Below are 22021 nucleotides of genomic sequence, written 5' to 3' on the forward strand. Positions count from 1 at the left end.
GGTACATGTTCTTTTTTTTATTTTTATCTGTATTCGTCAAAATTATTTACAAGAATTTCAACTCTTCTTAATTTACCTGGTTTACCATCTGTTATTTCATTAAATGCACGAGATATTATATTAACCTTAATATCTTTTCTCATTCCTAATTTATATAACATATTTCTTGCATGAATAGCACGTCTTAATCCTAAATCTAAGTTATATGATTCTGTGTAAGCTCTATCTGTATATCCTATTATTTCTATAACTCCACTTGTATCTGTATTATTTACTAATTCAACAACTTCTTTTAATTTAGCAATTTGATGTGGTCTAATATTATGTTTATCTAATATGAACTCATCTATTGTAAATTTAGTTGATTTACGTGTTTGAATAGCATTTAATTTCTTTTCAAGCTCTTTATTCTTAGCTGCTAATTCATTTAATTTGTCTAGTATTTCATCTTTTATCATATCTTTTCTACCTAAAGATACATTAATACCAGCATTTACACCAATATTACCTTTTGATAATGATACACTTGCCTTATACACGATAGAATTTGTTCTGTTTTGTCCAGATATTCCAACTGCCACTGCCGCTGTATTTTTATAGTATCCAAATCCTGCTCCTATACCGAACTTCTTATCATATGTTACTTGTGGTATACCTGCCATAGCCATAGATGAAGCTGTTCCTGCATAAGTTTCATTTAGTTGTGAAACTGTAGCAACATCATTAGGTGCTTTACCTGGAGCAACATTACTAATTACATTTCCACCATTGTTAAGTCCATTATTTGTTAATGATACTTCGTTTACTGGGTTATTATTCTTTGTTTCAGTAATAGTTATTCCTTCTGGAGATACTTTTGTAGTACTGTTTTCAGATTTTAATGTAATATTCTTAAATTCTGGACTTTCACTAATTCCTATTTCAACTTTTGAATTTCCATCAGTATCTTGTGTTAATTTAGTTATTACATTAGATCCAATATATTTTACTGCATTATCTCCATCACCTTCTGTTATTTCACTAGCTGCTTTTACTATCTCAATAGTTGATCCTAAAGTATGAAGTTTCTTATTATTATCTGATTTATTCTCACTTCCTAAATTAGCTCCAAATGTTAATCCTGCATTATTTATCGCATCTACTACATCTTTAGTTGTTGCTACTCTATTGTCATTTATACCTTTGTCATATATTTCTTTTTCTGCAGCTTCTAATGTTTTTAATGCTTCTTTTAATGCTTTTTCTTTTTCTAATTTATCTTGGTCGCTAGCTCCTTCTAATGCTGTTTTAGCATTTTCTAATGCATCTTTAGCTTTTTTTAATTTATCTTTCTTTCCTTTTAATTCAGCAATTTCTGCTTGATTAATTGGATTAGTATTATCTAACTTAGCTATTTTCTTATCTATCTCTTTATTTAAGCTTTCAACTATTTCATTATGGTCAACTTTTGCTTTTCCATTTTCTGATGTTATTGAACCTTTATCTATTGAGTATTTAATAACTGAAGTTTTTCCATCTTCACTTTCAACAGATACTTTTGTTCCATCTCCATCTACAAAGTTTATTGTATCATATGGTCTTACAAAGTCTACTGCGTTTCCATTTCCTTGTAAGTTAAATCCTGCATTTAGTACATCATTTACTGTTGCTGCATTGTTCCCTATTTTCTTAATAGTTTCAGCATCTGGTTTAGATACATTATTAGCTTCTTTTAATTTAGCTAATTTTTCATCATTAGCTCCAAGCGCTGTTTCTTCTATATTTCCATCATTATCAAGTTTATAGAATCCATCTTCTTTTTGAACATATTTTTCGCCATCAACTTCATATACTGGGAATCCATCTTTTGTTTCTACTACCTTCTTACCTTTTTCACTTGTTGCATCTAAATTACTTGATACATTTGATACTACTTGTGGTGTATCTCCTTTGGCTTTTATTTGTATATTATTAGTTGCAACTTCTATTTTATTTAAGTCTGTACTATTTCCAGGAATTTCTTCTCCATTATTTTTTATTGAACCATTTTCATCTATTTCTTTGTATTTGTCTCCATCTTTTACATATTTTTTATTATCTTTTGTAAATATTGGTTTACCATCTTTTGTTACTTCGTAGAATTTATCTCCTTCTTTAACAACATCTTTATTATCTTTTGTAACATATTTAAACGGACTATTATTAGTTATATTATTTTCTGTTTCTTTTAATTGTCCTACATTTGCTGCATCTGTTGGCTCTTTACCTTCTGCTACTCCTTTTATTACTACATTAGTATCTGTTGTTTGTCCTGGTGTAGTAGTTCCTGGCTCTTTTGATAATGTTAATGTTCCATCTTCTCCTGGTGTTAATTTTACTATAGAATTAGTATTAGTTGTATCTGTTTGACCTTTTGGTTTTTGTAATTCTAACCCTTCAAATTTTGGTGTTTTCTTTAATCCTATTTCTATTTTTGAATTTCCATCAGTATCTTGTGTTAATTTAGTTATTAAATTAGATCCAATATATTTTACTGCATTATCTCCATCACCTTCTGTTATTTCACTAGCTGCTTTTACTATCTCAACAGTTGATCCTAATTTGTGAAGTTTCTTTCTATCATCAGTATTCTTATTAGCACTATCTAAATTAGCTCCAAATGTTAATCCTGCATTATTTATCGCATCTACTACATCTTTAGTTGTTGCTACTCTATTGTCATTTATACCTTTGTCATATATTTCTTTTTCTGCAGCTTCTAATGTTTTTAATGCTTCTTTTAATGCTTTTTCTTTTTCTAATTTATCTTGGTCGCTAGCTCCTTCTAATGCTGTTTTAGCATTTTCTAATGCATCTTTAGCTTTTTTTAATTTATCTTTCTTTCCTTTTAATTCAGCAATTTCTGCTTGATTAATTGGATTAGTATTATCTAACTTAGCTATTTTCTTATCTATCTCTTTATTTAAGCTTTCAACTATTTCATTATGGTCAACTTTTGCTTTTCCATTTTCTGATGTTATTGAACCTTTATCTATTGAGTATTTAATAACTGAAGTTTTTCCATCTTCACTTTCAACAGATACTTTTGTTCCATCTCCATCTACAAAGTTTATTGTATCATATGGTCTTACAAAGTCTACTGCGTTTCCATTTCCTTGTAAGTTAAATCCTGCATTTAGTACATCATTTACTGTTGCTGCATTGTTCCCTATTTTCTTAATAGTTTCAGCATCTGGTTTAGATACATTATTAGCTTCTTTTAATTTAGCTAATTTTTCATCATTAGCTCCAAGCGCTGTTTCTTCTATATTTCCATCATTATCAAGTTTATAGAATCCATCTTCTTTTTGAACATATTTTTCGCCATCAACTTCATATACTGGGAATCCATCTTTTGTTTCTACTACCTTCTTACCTTTTTCACTTGTTGCATCTAAATTACTTGATACATTTGATACTACTTGTGGTGTATCTCCTTTGGCTTTTATTTGTATATTATTAGTTGCAACTTCTATTTTATTTAAGTCTGTACTATTTCCAGGAATTTCTTCTCCATTATTTTTTATTGAACCATTTTCATCTATTTCTTTGTATTTGTCTCCATCTTTTACATATTTTTTATTATCTTTTGTAAATATTGGTTTACCATCTTTTGTTACTTCGTAGAATTTATCTCCTTCTTTAACAACATCTTTATTATCTTTTGTAACATATTTAAACGGACTATTATTAGTTATATTATTTTCTGTTTCTTTTAATTGTCCTACATTTGCTGCATCTGTTGGCTCTTTACCTTCTGCTACTCCTTTTATTACTACATTAGTATCTGTTGTTTGTCCTGGTGTAGTAGTTCCTGGCTCTTTTGATAATGTTAATGTTCCATCTTCTCCTGGTGTTAATTTTACTATAGAATTAGTATTAGTTGTATCTGTTTGACCTTTTGGTTTTTGTAATTCTAACCCTTCAAATTTTGGTGTTTTCTTTAATCCTATTTCTATTTTTGAATTTCCATCAGTATCTTGTGTTAATTTAGTTATTAAATTAGATCCAATATATTTTACTGCATTATCTCCATCACCTTCTGTTATTTCACTAGCTGCTTTTACTATCTCAACAGTTGATCCTAATTTGTGAAGTTTCTTTCTATCATCAGTATTCTTATTAGCACTATCTAAATTAGCTCCAAATGTTAATCCTGCATTATTTATCGCATCTACTACATCTTTAGTTGTTGCTACTCTATTGTCATTTATACCTTTGTCATATATTTCTTTTTCTGCAGCTTCTAATGTTTTTAATGCTTCTTTTAATGCTTTTTCTTTTTCTAATTTATCTTGGTCGCTAGCTCCTTCTAATGCTGTTTTAGCATTTTCTAATGCATCTTTAGCTTTTTTTAATTTATCTTTCTTTCCTTTTAATTCAGCAATTTCTGCTTGATTAATTGGATTAGTATTATCTAACTTAGCTATTTTCTTATCTATCTCTTTATTTAAGCTTTCAACTATTTCATTATGGTCAACTTTTGCTTTTCCATTTTCTGATGTTATTGAACCTTTATCTATTGAGTATTTAATAACTGAAGTTTTTCCATCTTCACTTTCAACAGATACTTTTGTTCCATCTCCATCTACAAAGTTTATTGTATCATATGGTCTTACAAAGTCTACTGCGTTTCCATTTCCTTGTAAGTTAAATCCTGCATTTAGTACATCATTTACTGTTGCTGCATTGTTCCCTATTTTCTTAATAGTTTCAGCATCTGGTTTAGATACATTATTAGCTTCTTTTAATTTAGCTAATTTTTCATCATTAGCTCCAAGCGCTGTTTCTTCTATATTTCCATCATTATCAAGTTTATAGAATCCATCTTCTTTTTGAACATATTTTTCGCCATCAACTTCATATACTGGGAATCCATCTTTTGTTTCTACTACCTTCTTACCTTTTTCACTTGTTGCATCTAAATTACTTGATACATTTGATACTACTTGTGGTGTATCTCCTTTGGCTTTTATTTGTATATTATTAGTTGCAACTTCTATTTTATTTAAGTCTGTACTATTTCCAGGAATTTCTTCTCCATTATTTTTTATTGAACCATTTTCATCTATTTCTTTGTATTTGTCTCCATCTTTTACATATTTTTTATTATCTTTTGTAAATATTGGTTTACCATCTTTTGTTACTTCGTAGAATTTATCTCCTTCTTTAACAACATCTTTATTATCTTTTGTAACATATTTAAACGGACTATTATTAGTTATATTATTTTCTGTTTCTTTTAATTGTCCTACATTTGCTGCATCTGTTGGCTCTTTACCTTCTGCTACTCCTTTTATTACTACATTAGTATCTGTTGTTTGTCCTGGTGTAGTAGTTCCTGGCTCTTTTGATAATGTTAATGTTCCATCTTCTCCTGGTGTTAATTTTACTATAGAATTAGTATTAGTTGTATCTGTTTGACCTTTTGGTTTTTGTAATTCTAACCCTTCAAATTTTGGTGTTTTCTTTAATCCTATTTCTATTTTTGAATTTCCATCAGTATCTTGTGTTAATTTAGTTATTAAATTAGATCCAATATATTTTACTGCATTATCTCCATCACCTTCTGTTATTTCACTAGCTGCTTTTACTATCTCAACAGTTGATCCTAATTTGTGAAGTTTCTTTCTATCATCAGTATTCTTATTAGCACTATCTAAATTAGCTCCAAATGTTAATCCTGCATTATTTATCGCATCTACTACATCTTTAGTTGTTGCTACTCTATTGTCATTTATACCTTTGTCATATATTTCTTTTTCTGCAGCTTCTAATGTTTTTAATGCTTCTTTTAATGCTTTTTCTTTTTCTAATTTATCTTGGTCGCTAGCTCCTTCTAATGCTGTTTTAGCATTTTCTAATGCATCTTTAGCTTTTTTTAATTTATCTTTCTTTCCTTTTAATTCAGCAATTTCTGCTTGATTAATTGGATTAGTATTATCTAACTTAGCTATTTTCTTATCTATCTCTTTATTTAAGCTTTCAACTATTTCATTATGGTCAACTTTTGCTTTTCCATTTTCTGATGTTATTGAACCTTTATCTATTGAGTATTTAATAACTGAAGTTTTTCCATCTTCACTTTCAACAGATACTTTTGTTCCATCTCCATCTACAAAGTTTATTGTATCATATGGTCTTACAAAGTCTACTGCGTTTCCATTTCCTTGTAAGTTAAATCCTGCATTTAGTACATCATTTACTGTTGCTGCATTGTTCCCTATTTTCTTAATAGTTTCAGCATCTGGTTTAGATACATTATTAGCTTCTTTTAATTTAGCTAATTTTTCATCATTAGCTCCAAGCGCTGTTTCTTCTATATTTCCATCATTATCAAGTTTATAGAATCCATCTTCTTTTTGAACATATTTTTCGCCATCAACTTCATATACTGGGAATCCATCTTTTGTTTCTACTACCTTCTTACCTTTTTCACTTGTTGCATCTAAATTACTTGATACATTTGATACTACTTGTGGTGTATCTCCTTTGGCTTTTATTTGTATATTATTAGTTGCAACTTCTATTTTATTTAAGTCTGTACTATTTCCAGGAATTTCTTCTCCATTATTTTTTATTGAACCATTTTCATCTATTTCTTTGTATTTGTCTCCATCTTTTACATATTTTTTATTATCTTTTGTAAATATTGGTTTACCATCTTTTGTTACTTCGTAGAATTTATCTCCTTCTTTAACAACATCTTTATTATCTTTTGTAACATATTTAAACGGACTATTATTAGTTATATTATTTTCTGTTTCTTTTAATTGTCCTACATTTGCTGCATCTGTTGGCTCTTTACCTTCTGCTACTCCTTTTATTACTACATTAGTATCTGTTGTTTGTCCTGGTGTAGTAGTTCCTGGCTCTTTTGATAATGTTAATGTTCCATCTTCTCCTGGTGTTAATTTTACTATAGAATTAGTATTAGTTGTATCTGTTTGACCTTTTGGTTTTTGTAATTCTAACCCTTCAAATTTTGGTGTTTTCTTTAATCCTATTTCTATTTTTGAATTTCCATCAGTATCTTGTGTTAATTTAGTTATTAAATTAGATCCAATATATTTTACTGCATTATCTCCATCACCTTCTGTTATTTCACTAGCTGCTTTTACTATCTCAACAGTTGATCCTAATTTGTGAAGTTTCTTTCTATCATCAGTATTCTTATTAGCACTATCTAAATTAGCTCCAAATGTTAATCCTGCATTATTTATCGCATCTACTACATCTTTAGTTGTTGCTACTCTATTGTCATTTATACCTTTGTCATATATTTCTTTTTCTGCAGCTTCTAATGTTTTTAATGCTTCTTTTAATGCTTTTTCTTTTTCTAATTTATCTTGGTCGCTAGCTCCTTCTAATGCTGTTTTAGCATTTTCTAATGCATCTTTAGCTTTTTTTAATTTATCTTTCTTTCCTTTTAATTCAGCAATTTCTGCTTGATTAATTGGATTAGTATTATCTAACTTAGCTATTTTCTTATCTATCTCTTTATTTAAGCTTTCAACTATTTCATTATGGTCAACTTTTGCTTTTCCATTTTCTGATGTTATTGAACCTTTATCTATTGAGTATTTAATAACTGAAGTTTTTCCATCTTCACTTTCAACAGATACTTTTGTTCCATCTCCATCTACAAAGTTTATTGTATCATATGGTCTTACAAAGTCTACTGCGTTTCCATTTCCTTGTAAGTTAAATCCTGCATTTAGTACATCATTTACTGTTGCTGCATTGTTCCCTATTTTCTTAATAGTTTCAGCATCTGGTTTAGATACATTATTAGCTTCTTTTAATTTAGCTAATTTTTCATCATTAGCTCCAAGCGCTGTTTCTTCTATATTTCCATCATTATCAAGTTTATAGAATCCATCTTCTTTTTGAACATATTTTTCGCCATCAACTTCATATACTGGGAATCCATCTTTTGTTTCTACTACCTTCTTACCTTTTTCACTTGTTGCATCTAAATTACTTGATACATTTGATACTACTTGTGGTGTATCTCCTTTGGCTTTTATTTGTATATTATTAGTTGCAACTTCTATTTTATTTAAGTCTGTACTATTTCCAGGAATTTCTTCTCCATTATTTTTTATTGAACCATTTTCATCTATTTCTTTGTATTTGTCTCCATCTTTTACATATTTTTTATTATCTTTTGTAAATATTGGTTTACCATCTTTTGTTACTTCGTAGAATTTATCTCCTTCTTTAACAACATCTTTATTATCTTTTGTAACATATTTAAACGGACTATTATTAGTTATATTATTTTCTGTTTCTTTTAATTGTCCTACATTTGCTGCATCTGTTGGCTCTTTACCTTCTGCTACTCCTTTTATTACTACATTAGTATCTGTTGTTTGTCCTGGTGTAGTAGTTCCTGGCTCTTTTGATAATGTTAATGTTCCATCTTCTCCTGGTGTTAATTTTACTATAGAATTAGTATTAGTTGTATCTGTTTGACCTTTTGGTTTTTGTAATTCTAACCCTTCAAATTTTGGTGTTTTCTTTAATCCTATTTCTATTTTTGAATTTCCATCAGTATCTTGTGTTAATTTAGTTATTAAATTAGATCCAATATATTTTACTGCATTATCTCCATCACCTTCTGTTATTTCACTAGCTGCTTTTACTATCTCAACAGTTGATCCTAATTTGTGAAGTTTCTTTCTATCATCAGTATTCTTATTAGCACTATCTAAATTAGCTCCAAATGTTAATCCTGCATTATTTATCGCATCTACTACATCTTTAGTTGTTGCTACTCTATTGTCATTTATACCTTTGTCATATATTTCTTTTTCTGCAGCTTCTAATGTTTTTAATGCTTCTTTTAATGCTTTTTCTTTTTCTAATTTATCTTGGTCGCTAGCTCCTTCTAATGCTGTTTTAGCATTTTCTAATGCATCTTTAGCTTTTTTTAATTTATCTTTCTTTCCTTTTAATTCAGCAATTTCTGCTTGATTAATTGGATTAGTATTATCTAACTTAGCTATTTTCTTATCTATCTCTTTATTTAAGCTTTCAACTATTTCATTATGGTCAACTTTTGCTTTTCCATTTTCTGATGTTATTGAACCTTTATCTATTGAGTATTTAATAACTGAAGTTTTTCCATCTTCACTTTCAACAGATACTTTTGTTCCATCTCCATCTACAAAGTTTATTGTATCATATGGTCTTACAAAGTCTACTGCGTTTCCATTTCCTTGTAAGTTAAATCCTGCATTTAGTACATCATTTACTGTTGCTGCATTGTTCCCTATTTTCTTAATAGTTTCAGCATCTGGTTTAGATACATTATTAGCTTCTTTTAATTTAGCTAATTTTTCATCATTAGCTCCAAGCGCTGTTTCTTCTATATTTCCATCATTATCAAGTTTATAGAATCCATCTTCTTTTTGAACATATTTTTCGCCATCAACTTCATATACTGGGAATCCATCTTTTGTTTCTACTACCTTCTTACCTTTTTCACTTGTTGCATCTAAATTACTTGATACATTTGATACTACTTGTGGTGTATCTCCTTTGGCTTTTATTTGTATATTATTAGTTGCAACTTCTATTTTATTTAAGTCTGTACTATTTCCAGGAATTTCTTCTCCATTATTTTTTATTGAACCATTTTCATCTATTTCTTTGTATTTGTCTCCATCTTTTACATATTTTTTATTATCTTTTGTAAATATTGGTTTACCATCTTTTGTTACTTCGTAGAATTTATCTCCTTCTTTAACAACATCTTTATTATCTTTTGTAACATATTTAAACGGACTATTATTAGTTATATTATTTTCTGTTTCTTTTAATTGTCCTACATTTGCTGCATCTGTTGGCTCTTTACCTTCTGCTACTCCTTTTATTACTACATTAGTATCTGTTGTTTGTCCTGGTGTAGTAGTTCCTGGCTCTTTTGATAATGTTAATGTTCCATCTTCTCCTGGTGTTAATTTTACTATAGAATTAGTATTAGTTGTATCTGTTTGACCTTTTGGTTTTTGTAATTCTAACCCTTCAAATTTTGGTGTTTTCTTTAATCCTATTTCTATTTTTGAATTTCCATCAGTATCTTGTGTTAATTTAGTTATTAAATTAGATCCAATATATTTTACTGCATTATCTCCATCACCTTCTGTTATTTCACTAGCTGCTTTTACTATCTCAACAGTTGATCCTAATTTGTGAAGTTTCTTTCTATCATCAGTATTCTTATTAGCACTATCTAAATTAGCTCCAAATGTTAATCCTGCATTATTTATCGCATCTACTACATCTTTAGTTGTTGCTACTCTATTGTCATTTATACCTTTGTCATATATTTCTTTTTCTGCAGCTTCTAATGTTTTTAATGCTTCTTTTAATGCTTTTTCTTTTTCTAATTTATCTTGGTCGCTAGCTCCTTCTAATGCTGTTTTAGCATTTTCTAATGCATCTTTAGCTTTTTTTAATTTATCTTTCTTTCCTTTTAATTCAGCAATTTCTGCTTGATTAATTGGATTAGTATTATCTAACTTAGCTATTTTCTTATCTATCTCTTTATTTAAGCTTTCAACTATTTCATTATGGTCAACTTTTGCTTTTCCATTTTCTGATGTTATTGAACCTTTATCTATTGAGTATTTAATAACTGAAGTTTTTCCATCTTCACTTTCAACAGATACTTTTGTTCCATCTCCATCTACAAAGTTTATTGTATCATATGGTCTTACAAAGTCTACTGCGTTTCCATTTCCTTGTAAGTTAAATCCTGCATTTAGTACATCATTTACTGTTGCTGCATTGTTCCCTATTTTCTTAATAGTTTCAGCATCTGGTTTAGATACATTATTAGCTTCTTTTAATTTAGCTAATTTTTCATCATTAGCTCCAAGCGCTGTTTCTTCTATATTTCCATCATTATCAAGTTTATAGAATCCATCTTCTTTTTGAACATATTTTTCGCCATCAACTTCATATACTGGGAATCCATCTTTTGTTTCTACTACCTTCTTACCTTTTTCACTTGTTGCATCTAAATTACTTGATACATTTGATACTACTTGTGGTGTATCTCCTTTGGCTTTTATTTGTATATTATTAGTTGCAACTTCTATTTTATTTAAGTCTGTACTATTTCCAGGAATTTCTTCTCCATTATTTTTTATTGAACCATTTTCATCTATTTCTTTGTATTTGTCTCCATCTTTTACATATTTTTTATTATCTTTTGTAAATATTGGTTTACCATCTTTTGTTACTTCGTAGAATTTATCTCCTTCTTTAACAACATCTTTATTATCTTTTGTAACATATTTAAACGGACTATTATTAGTTATATTATTTTCTGTTTCTTTTAATTGTCCTACATTTGCTGCATCTGTTGGCTCTTTACCTTCTGCTACTCCTTTTATTACTACATTAGTATCTGTTGTTTGTCCTGGTGTAGTAGTTCCTGGCTCTTTTGATAATGTTAATGTTCCATCTTCTCCTGGTGTTAATTTTACTATAGAATTAGTATTAGTTGTATCTGTTTGACCTTTTGGTTTTTGTAATTCTAACCCTTCAAATTTTGGTGTTTTCTTTAATCCTATTTCTATTTTTGAATTTCCATCAGTATCTTGTGTTAATTTAGTTATTAAATTAGATCCAATATATTTTACTGCATTATCTCCATCACCTTCTGTTATTTCACTAGCTGCTTTTACTATCTCAACAGTTGATCCTAATTTGTGAAGTTTCTTTCTATCATCAGTATTCTTATTAGCACTATCTAAATTAGCTCCAAATGTTAATCCTGCATTATTTATCGCATCTACTACATCTTTAGTTGTTGCTACTCTATTGTCATTTATACCTTTGTCATATATTTCTTTTTCTGCAGCTTCTAATGTTTTTAATGCTTCTTTTAATGCTTTTTCTTTTTCTAATTTATCTTGGTCGCTAGCTCCTTCTAATGCTGTTTTAGCATTTTCTAATGCATCTTTAGCTTTTTTTAATTTATCTTTCTTTCCTTTTAATTCAGCAATTTCTGCTTGATTAATTGGATTAGTATTATCTAACTTAGCTATTTTCTTATCTATCTCTTTATTTAAGCTTTCAACTATTTCATTATGGTCAACTTTTGCTTTTCCATTTTCTGATGTTATTGAACCTTTATCTATTGAGTATTTAATAACTGAAGTTTTTCCATCTTCACTTTCAACAGATACTTTTGTTCCATCTCCATCTACAAAGTTTATTGTATCATATGGTCTTACAAAGTCTACTGCGTTTCCATTTCCTTGTAAGTTAAATCCTGCATTTAGTACATCATTTACTGTTGCTGCATTGTTCCCTATTTTCTTAATAGTTTCAGCATCTGGTTTAGATACATTATTAGCTTCTTTTAATTTAGCTAATTTTTCATCATTAGCTCCAAGCGCTGTTTCTTCTATATTTCCATCATTATCAAGTTTATAGAATCCATCTTCTTTTTGAACATATTTTTCGCCATCAACTTCATATACTGGGAATCCATCTTTTGTTTCTACTACCTTCTTACCTTTTTCACTTGTTGCATCTAAATTACTTGATACATTTGATACTACTTGTGGTGTATCTCCTTTGGCTTTTATTTGTATATTATTAGTTGCAACTTCTATTTTATTTAAGTCTGTACTATTTCCAGGAATTTCTTCTCCATTATTTTTTATTGAACCATTTTCATCTATTTCTTTGTATTTGTCTCCATCTTTTACATATTTTTTATTATCTTTTGTAAATATTGGTTTACCATCTTTTGTTACTTCGTAGAATTTATCTCCTTCTTTAACAACATCTTTATTATCTTTTGTAACATATTTAAACGGACTATTATTAGTTATATTATTTTCTGTTTCTTTTAATTGTCCTACATTTGCTGCATCTGTTGGCTCTTTACCTTCTGCTACTCCTTTTATTACTACATTAGTATCTGTTGTTTGTCCTGGTGTAGTAGTTCCTGGCTCTTTTGATAATGTTAATGTTCCATCTTCTCCTGGTGTTAATTTTACTATAGAATTAGTATTAGTTGTATCTGTTTGACCTTTTGGTTTTTGTAATTCTAACCCTTCAAATTTTGGTGTTTTCTTTAATCCTATTTCTATTTTTGAATTTCCATCAGTATCTTGTGTTAATTTAGTTATTAAATTAGATCCAATATATTTTACTGCATTATCTCCATCACCTTCTGTTATTTCACTAGCTGCTTTTACTATCTCAACAGTTGATCCTAATTTGTGAAGTTTCTTTCTATCATCAGTATTCTTATTAGCACTATCTAAATTAGCTCCAAATGTTAATCCTGCATTATTTATCGCATCTACTACATCTTTAGTTGTTGCTACTCTATTGTCATTTATACCTTTGTCATATATTTCTTTTTCTGCAGCTTCTAATGTTTTTAATGCTTCTTTTAATGCTTTTTCTTTTTCTAATTTATCTTGGTCGCTAGCTCCTTCTAATGCTGTTTTAGCATTTTCTAATGCATCTTTAGCTTTTTTTAATTTATCTTTCTTTCCTTTTAATTCAGCAATTTCTGCTTGATTAATTGGATTAGTATTATCTAACTTAGCTATTTTCTTATCTATCTCTTTATTTAAGCTTTCAACTATTTCATTATGGTCAACTTTTGCTTTTCCATTTTCTGATGTTATTGAACCTTTATCTATTGAGTATTTAATAACTGAAGTTTTTCCATCTTCACTTTCAACAGATACTTTTGTTCCATCTCCATCTACAAAGTTTATTGTATCATATGGTCTTACAAAGTCTACTGCGTTTCCATTTCCTTGTAAGTTAAATCCTGCATTTAGTACATCATTTACTGTTGCTGCATTGTTCCCTATTTTCTTAATAGTTTCAGCATCTGGTTTAGATACATTATTAGCTTCTTTTAATTTAGCTAATTTTTCATCATTAGCTCCAAGCGCTGTTTCTTCTATATTTCCATCATTATCAAGTTTATAGAATCCATCTTCTTTTTGAACATATTTTTCGCCATCAACTTCATATACTGGGAATCCATCTTTTGTTTCTACTACCTTCTTACCTTTTTCACTTGTTGCATCTAAATTACTTGATACATTTGATACTACTTGTGGTGTATCTCCTTTGGCTACAATTCTAACATTTTCAGCTGGTTGTACAACTTGTCCATTTTTATCTTTGTACACTCTTTCAGCATCATTCCAAATAGCATCATTTATTTTTTCGTCATATAGTTTACCATCTAGTCCTTTTTGTAAATTTAAAACATTTCCTTGAGGATCTTGATATTCTAACGGTGTTGAACTTGTAATATCTTTTTTAACATCTATAAATAATGAATTTAATTGTGATCCATTAACTGCATCTGTACTTTCTGCTGTAATTGCCCCTGGTGCTACATTTTTTAATTGTCTTTCTTCTCCAACTTTACCAAAACTTACGTATTGCCCAGCATCTTTTACTTGTCCAGCAAATCCACCATATTTAATTTTTAATCCATTTGGTAATGTAACTGAAGCTTCCTTAACAGTTTCAACTGGAGTTGTTGCTCCAAATGTCTTTTTAACACCATTTTCATCTTCAAGCGTTACAACACCCGAAGCTGAGTTCCCTATAATTACCGCATTTCTAGTAAATGTAAAGTCTTTTATATTATTTCCTAAAAGTATAGTACCTTTACCTGAATAAATTTCATTACTTACAGCATCTTTATCTAGTATTATACTTTCTAAAAATTCTTTGTTTTTATTCATTTCTGCAGTTAATTTATTCTTAGTTTCTTCATTAGTTTCTCTATTTATAATTTGTGTTCTTTCATCAATGTAGTGAGTTATTTTCTCCGAATTTATTTTATATTTATCCGGACCTTCAGCAACTAGCTCAAAAAATCCTTTTTCAGTTTTACTTGCTGTTGATGCAGCATCTTTAGCTACTGATCCTATCCCTAAAACTATAGCATTTTCTGCACCAGATATAGAGTTTGTCCCTATTGCAACAGAACTTTTACCTGTTGCTTGAGCTCCACTACCTACTGCAATTGTATTATTTGCACTAGCAACTGTATTAGATCCAAAAGTTATTGAGTTTTCTCCATTAGCCTCTGCTTTAAATCCTACTGCTGTTGAGTTTGCTCCAGCTGCTTTAGTAAATGCACCTAATGCCATACTACCTTCTGTTTTAGCGTGAGCATTAGTACCTATAGCAACTGCGTCATCAGCTTCAGCATGAGCTCCTAATTGGTCTGCTCTTTTACTCATACCTATTGCAATTGATCTTTTCCCTTCAGCAACAGCTCCTGGAACTTTAGAATTTCTACTTCCCCCAATAGCTATCGCTTGATCGTCTAACGCTCTTGCTAGTGTACCTAAAGCAATAGTATCACTTACATAAGGATATTTTTTTTCTAATTTTAATGCCTTAACTTGTTCTTCAGTTAATTTTTTTGCACCTTTTTTCTTAGTCCAGTATTCATGTGTTTTGTAGTATTCTATCTCATATTCCATTTTTACTTCATAATTTTCATATTGCTTTATTACTTCTCTTTTATTAACTATTGAATCAGGATTTTTTTCTGCCTCGAAATATAAAGGCATTATATATCCATCTAAAATTTTTTTAAATTCGTTCTTATATTTATCATCTACTTTTACATTTTCATTATCCTTTTTATAATAAAGAACATCATAATCACCTAAAAAATAATAAACATCTTTTTTAAGTAAAGTTTTTTCATTTCCTTTGTACTTTAAATAATACTTAGGTACATATGCTTTTACATAATTCTCTCCATTATATCTTATTTTTTCCTCAACTATTCTTGAGAAACGTCTTTTGTTGTTTGGGTTTTTTTCGTATTTACTATTGTAAAGCCATTTGAATAATAATTCACGACCTAATCTTCCTTCAGTCGCATCCCCCTTCATTTCTTTTTCAGAAATTTTATCTAATTTTTCATTAAGTGAATTATTCTCAATTTTTAATTTAGGATTATACCAGCCATTATATGTACCATCAGCATATATAGTTTTATTATTAAAATAATCAACATTTGCTTCATAGTAATCATCGCCTTCTCTTATATAGTGTGTTTCAGCAGAATCAGTTTTTGCATTATATGGATTTTTTTTATAGTTAGCTTTTTCTTCTTTGTTAGCTTTTTCTTCTTTTTTCACTACATACTTATTTTCTTCAGCTAATGCTGTATCAGCAACAAAGTTATTTCCAAATATTACATTTCTGTTACCATAAGTCTTTATACCAACATAGGTTGGATAAATACCATATTCAGTTTTATATCCATTGTCTTTTGCTTTTGTAATTTTATCTTTTTTAGATGAAAACTCATCAGTTACATAAAAATCATCATTAGACGGGGTCTTACCTAATCCATTTTTTCTAAATGGTTTTGTTGAATCTCCAATAATAATATTTTGTGTTCCAACTAGACCTGCTGCAGTATCTGATCCTATAAATACATTTCCTTCTCCAACTGAATTTATACCTGCTCTTGATCCAACTATAGTTGAGTTTACACCTTCCCCTCCATATGAAGGGTTTCTAGAATTTAATCCAGCTTGTACTCCAATATATACACTTCCATGTTGTCTTTCATCTTGCCCAAATCCAGCTTGATACCCTATTGAAATGATTTCATCCCCTTTAGCTTGTGCATAGTTTCCAATAGCAATACTATTAAGATCATGTTTTCCACCTGCATATGCATTTTTAAGAGGAGTATCATTTTTATGCTTTTTTATAAATTCCTCAAATTCTGTTTTCTCAGAAGAACTAAATTCCTTTTCTACATTCCCATTAGCATCTAATTTTTCAACACTCTCTCTAGTGTCAAACTCTAATAGAAATAATATTCTTTTCAATACTTCTTCATTTGGTATTGGTATATATCCGTCTTTTAACTTATCATCATTTTTATCCACACTCTCTTCACCTCGTGAAGTGAAAATAAGCTTATTACCTTCCCATTTATAAGCTAAAATATATTCATTCCTTTTACTTACAGTTAAATTTTCTATTACTGTATTTACTGCCGTTTGTTCTGCTGTTGGTGGATCAGCTAACGCTAAACCACCAAACCCTAACATCATAAATGATATTAATGCTTTTTTAGTTATCTTTACTTTTCCTTTTAATACTGTTTTTAGGCTTTTCGCCACTAAGTTTATATCGTTATTTTTCATAACTACCCCCCCCGTTTTTTAAACTAGTCAAATAAGTTATTAGGTTTTTATACAAAATAGAGCTGTACCGAAAATAGACCATTGTTACTAATTCTAAAAAAAATAAAATATTCTTTTTAGAATCAATGGTTTTATTGCTTTTCTTATATAAAAACTTAATAATTTATTCAACTATACATTACAGTTCATATATTATAATTCACATTAGGACAAAAAAAGTCCTAATTAACCTTACTTCTATTATATTCCTAAATTTTGCAATTGTCAAATTTTTGCTACATTTTTGAACAAGTACCACTAGATTAAGAGGTACTTGTTCACTATTTGAAATTTTATTCATTTTCTTTTTCTAAAACTAAGCTAGATAGTTTAGATACATTTACCTTATTATCTTTTATCTCTATTTTTTCAATTCCTTTAGAGTTTGCCTTGTAATCTTTTACTAACACCTTATACTTACCATTTTCAATCTCTACTTCTATATCTTCTTCATTTGCGTTATATATTACATAATATGTCTTATTACCATCACTTAATTTATACACTATTACATTATCTTTTTTTACTATTACATTTAATTTTTCTAATATTTCTTCATAGTTATCTAAATTAAATAACTTATTTTCTTTTCTTATTTTTATTAACTCTTTTACATATTCAATATTTTCTTTATTTTCATATGCTCTTTTATAGTCTATCATATTTATTTCATCACTTGACTTATATGAGTTTTCATCACCTTTTTTAGTTCTTAAAAATTCTTGTCCTGAATGTATAAATGGTGTTCCATTAGATAGTAGTATTATAGTTGTTGCTAGTTTATGTCTTTTATTTATTGTAGCTTCATCATCTTCTATGTTTGTTCTTTTTAATTGGTCATATAAAGTGAGATTGTCGTGAGCTTCTACATACTGAATTACTTGACTAGGTTTTACATACGTTCTAATTCCATATCCACCTTGTATGTTTTTAACTAAATACTCTTCAGTATCTTTTTTACCATTTACAAAGCCTTTACCTATATTACCAAATGTAGAACCTTTTACTGTATCTCTCATATCATCACTGAAAAATGCAATATTTTCTAATTTATTAGCATTATTTTGAGTAGCTCTTAGATTTTCATCTAAAGTACCCATATTCCAACCTTCACCAAGTATTACTATATTAGGATTTATTTTTTTTAGTTCCTTATATACTTCGTTCATAGTATCTATATCTAATATACCCATTAAATCAAATCTAAATCCGTCTAATTTATACATATTAGCTAAATATTTCACACTATCAACTATATATTTTCTAACCATTTTATGTTCACTTGCTATATCATTTCCAACTCCAGTACCATTTGTATATTTACCATCCTTAGTTAATCTAAAATAGTATCCTGGAACTATCTTATTAAATGCGTGTAAATTAGCGTCAAATACATGGTTATACACAACATCCATTATTACACCTATGTTATTATCATGCATAGTTTTAACAAATTTTTGAAGTTCTAGTATTCTGCTTGTCTTACTTACCGGATCTATCGAAAAACTTCCTTCTATAACATTGTAGTTTACTGGATCATATCCCCAGTTATATTTTTTAAACTGGTCTAATTCGTCAACTGAGTTTGTACTAAAATCATACATTGGCATTACTTGAACATATGTAACTCCTAAGTCTTTAATGTAATCTAGTCCCACTTTCATTTTAGAATCATATGTTCTATTCTTCTCAGTTAATCCTAAAAACTTCCCTTTATTAACTACATCAGTATCTTTTTGACTCGTCATATCTCTAATACTTAATTCATAGATTATCTTAGTATCATTAGTTACAAAATCAGAGTCTAATTCTTTTACATTTACTACAACAGAATGTGTACTATTTACAGTACTTGCTATAGCATAAGGATCTTGTGTAAGATTTGTTTTATCATTAAAGTTTACTTCATACATGTATTCTAAATTTTCATTATCCCCATTTAAAGTATATTCATAAACCCCTTTATCTAATAACTTCATTTCATATTTAGTTTCACTATCATCTTTATATGTTACTAAATTAACTGATTTTGCAGTCGGTGCCCAGACTCTAAATATGGTTTTGTCTTTGTCATATATGTTACCTAATTTTGTATTAGTATAAAACATATCATCAAACTCTTTTGATTTTACAACACCTGATTTTTTTAGCGATACTTTTTCAAAGTTTTTAATACTTAGTACAAAGTCTGAATTTAAATCAAAATTATCATGAAATGTTAATCTGTATTTGTTAGCTTCATTAATTACTTCTACACTTTTTACTGGCATTTCATATTCTAAAACTGTTTCATAAACTAAAATATTTTTTTTCATTTTATTTAGGTTAACACCTTTATTCATAGTAATTACAACAGTATTTAAACTATCTATAATAGCATCAAGTATTTCTGCTGGCTTATTTGCTACCTCTTTATCATGGTAGACTTCACTGTCTCCTTCATTTAAATAAACTTTAGCAAATCCACTATTATCAAATTTTGTTATCTTGTTATTGTATATCAGCCTATTATGGTCATCTAAGATTTTAAAATCTATTTCTTTTAGATTTTCTCCTTCTTTTCTAATAAACACACTTGATCCAAAAGATCTATTTTTTCTTAGCTTATACTCTTTATTATCCACTATTACCTTATATCCTCTATATGAATTTTGGTCATTTTTAAAATTAATAACCGCATCTAATCTATTAAAAGCTTTTGGTCTTTCATCTGGGTTATATTCATAAATATTTTCATCTTTACCTAGTAAATATACTTCTGTATCTTTTGATTTTGTATCAATGAATCTATCAAAATCTATATCTTTTTTCCACTCATCTGTTCTTACAATTATACCTACCTTATCTACATCATCATTTAAGCTAATATTTGCAATATCTCCGAACTTATCTTTTTCACTAAATTCATATACTGACCCACTCTTATTTTCTTCCCATATCCACAAATTCCATTTTTCATCTTCTAATTTTTTATAATGTACTTTTAAGCTTTTATCTGCTAGAGATATAAAAGCTAAGGTTATAAAAAAAGAAGTTATTAAACTTTTTCTTTTCATTAATTCCTCCTGTAACCGTTTACATATATTCTATTTTACCCTGTTTTTTTTATTTGTCAAAGGCATATAACAAAAATAATGTTACATGCCTTTTTATTATTTTCTAAATATAAATAGATACTCATGGGCTAATAATAGAAAATTATATTTCACACTATTAGTTTTCCAAAATCCTGTTGCCCTGCAGTTATGTTGTTCTTTTATTATAATTTCTTTTGTTTTAAAGCCTTCTTCTTCAAATATTTTCATAACATCAAAACTCATAGGTACTACATTACCATTTTTTCTTGTATCCCCCATTAAAATTGCACAAAACTTATTTTTTTTTAATACTCTATAACATTCTTTTGCAACTACTCTCATCTCTTCTAAAAAATCTTTAACTTTTAGACAAGATAAATCATTTTCTAATTCTTCACTATACTTTATTATATCTGCGTATGGTGGATGTGTACAAATCAGATCAATACTTTCATTTTTTATAAAGTTTAAATCTCTTGCATCAGCTTTTTTAATATAAACTTTACCTGAGTTTTCCCACTCAAAATCTATCTTTTCTCTACATCTTTTTAAAGATTCTTCGTTTATATCAACACCAATTATATTTCTTCTAAGTAGTTTAGCTTCGACTAATGTTGTTCCACCACCTGCAAACTGGTCTAATATTAAATCATTTTCTTCTGAATATCTAAGTATTATATTTCTTGGAATATATGGAGACCAATTCCCACGCCATTTAGCATCATGGGTCGCCCATTTTCCCCTATCAGGAAATGACCAAACCGTATTCATCTCTAACTCAAAGTTATCTGGTTCCCATTTTTTTATATTTTTTTTCATCAAATAAACACCTTTTCAATTATTCCATCTTTTATATCATTAATATTGTAAATATGTTCCATCACATCAAAGGTTTCTTCTAAATTATTTTTAGCATTTAACCACCCTTTACCATCTGTAAACCACACAAATGTAATTCCTTTTATTTCCTCTACCTCCATCGCGATAGTCTTATAGCTTCTAGCCGTTTCATTTAATTTAGAACCTTTAGAATTATAAAAATTAGTTTCTATAATATAAATTTGATTTTGTGTCTTAATTACAAAGTCAAATCTTTTTTCCATCTTACCTTTATTTGAAATTTTTGATAAATCAACTTTCCATTTTTTTTGTATTTCTTTTATATACATTTCTTTAAAATATGATTCATCTTTTATAAACCCTGCTTTTTTTATATATTTTTCAACTAAATTTTCCATCAAGTGTCCACCACGATTTTTTCTTCCATTTGAATCAAGACCCGTTTCTACACCCATAACATAGTCAATCAAATTACTTACTAATCTTTTTTCAAGAAGTTCAAACAATCCAATTTTTCCCATAAAATCGGCATACTTTTCTATACTATAATTATTTTTTTTAAATGAATAAATGTATTCTTCTTCATCTTCTAAAATCTTAATTTCTTTTAGTCTTATAGCTATTAGAATGGGTATGCATTTTAATACCTCTGGATATTTATTAATTAATTTTATAAAATCTTCTCTAATATTTGTAGACGCTACTAAAGAATTGAGTATATTAAGTTCAACTTTAATACCATCAACATTTCTATATACCTTATGAAAATCTACATAGTAATCATATGATGCTATATTATCTTTAAAATTAGTAAACCATTCATTAAATTCTCTTTTCATTTTTCTC

Annotated in this window: 4 protein-coding genes; all 4 read right to left on the reverse strand. The window is 28.4% G+C overall.

All coding sequences use genetic code 11. From position 1 onward, the window contains the following. Nucleotides 1-23: 23 nt before the first annotated feature. Nucleotides 24-17219: a YadA-like family protein gene (locus OMES3154_RS05765; RefSeq protein ID WP_156683834.1), complete on the reverse strand. Its 17196-nt coding sequence runs from the start codon at nucleotides 17217-17219 to the stop codon at nucleotides 24-26. A gap of 332 nt (nucleotides 17220-17551) precedes the next feature. Beyond that, the gene (gene pulA / locus OMES3154_RS05770) at nucleotides 17552-20314 is read right to left on the reverse strand and encodes a type I pullulanase (protein WP_156683835.1); all 2763 of its coding nucleotides are present in this window, start codon (nucleotides 20312-20314) and stop codon (nucleotides 17552-17554) included. A gap of 96 nt (nucleotides 20315-20410) precedes the next feature. Further along, the gene (locus OMES3154_RS05775; RefSeq protein WP_156683836.1) at nucleotides 20411-21154 is read right to left on the reverse strand and encodes a TRM11 family SAM-dependent methyltransferase; all 744 of its coding nucleotides are present in this window, start codon (nucleotides 21152-21154) and stop codon (nucleotides 20411-20413) included. Beyond that, nucleotides 21154-22014 (reverse strand): type II restriction endonuclease, encoded by an 861-nt coding sequence (locus tag OMES3154_RS05780; RefSeq protein ID WP_156683837.1) that lies wholly within the window; start codon nucleotides 22012-22014, stop codon nucleotides 21154-21156. Before OMES3154_RS05780 ends, OMES3154_RS05775 begins: the two co-directional genes overlap by 1 nt. Between the last annotated feature and the right edge of the window lie 7 nt (nucleotides 22015-22021).

The organism is Oceanivirga miroungae (assembly GCF_902505095.1).
Taxonomy (GTDB): domain Bacteria; phylum Fusobacteriota; class Fusobacteriia; order Fusobacteriales; family Leptotrichiaceae; genus Oceanivirga; species Oceanivirga miroungae.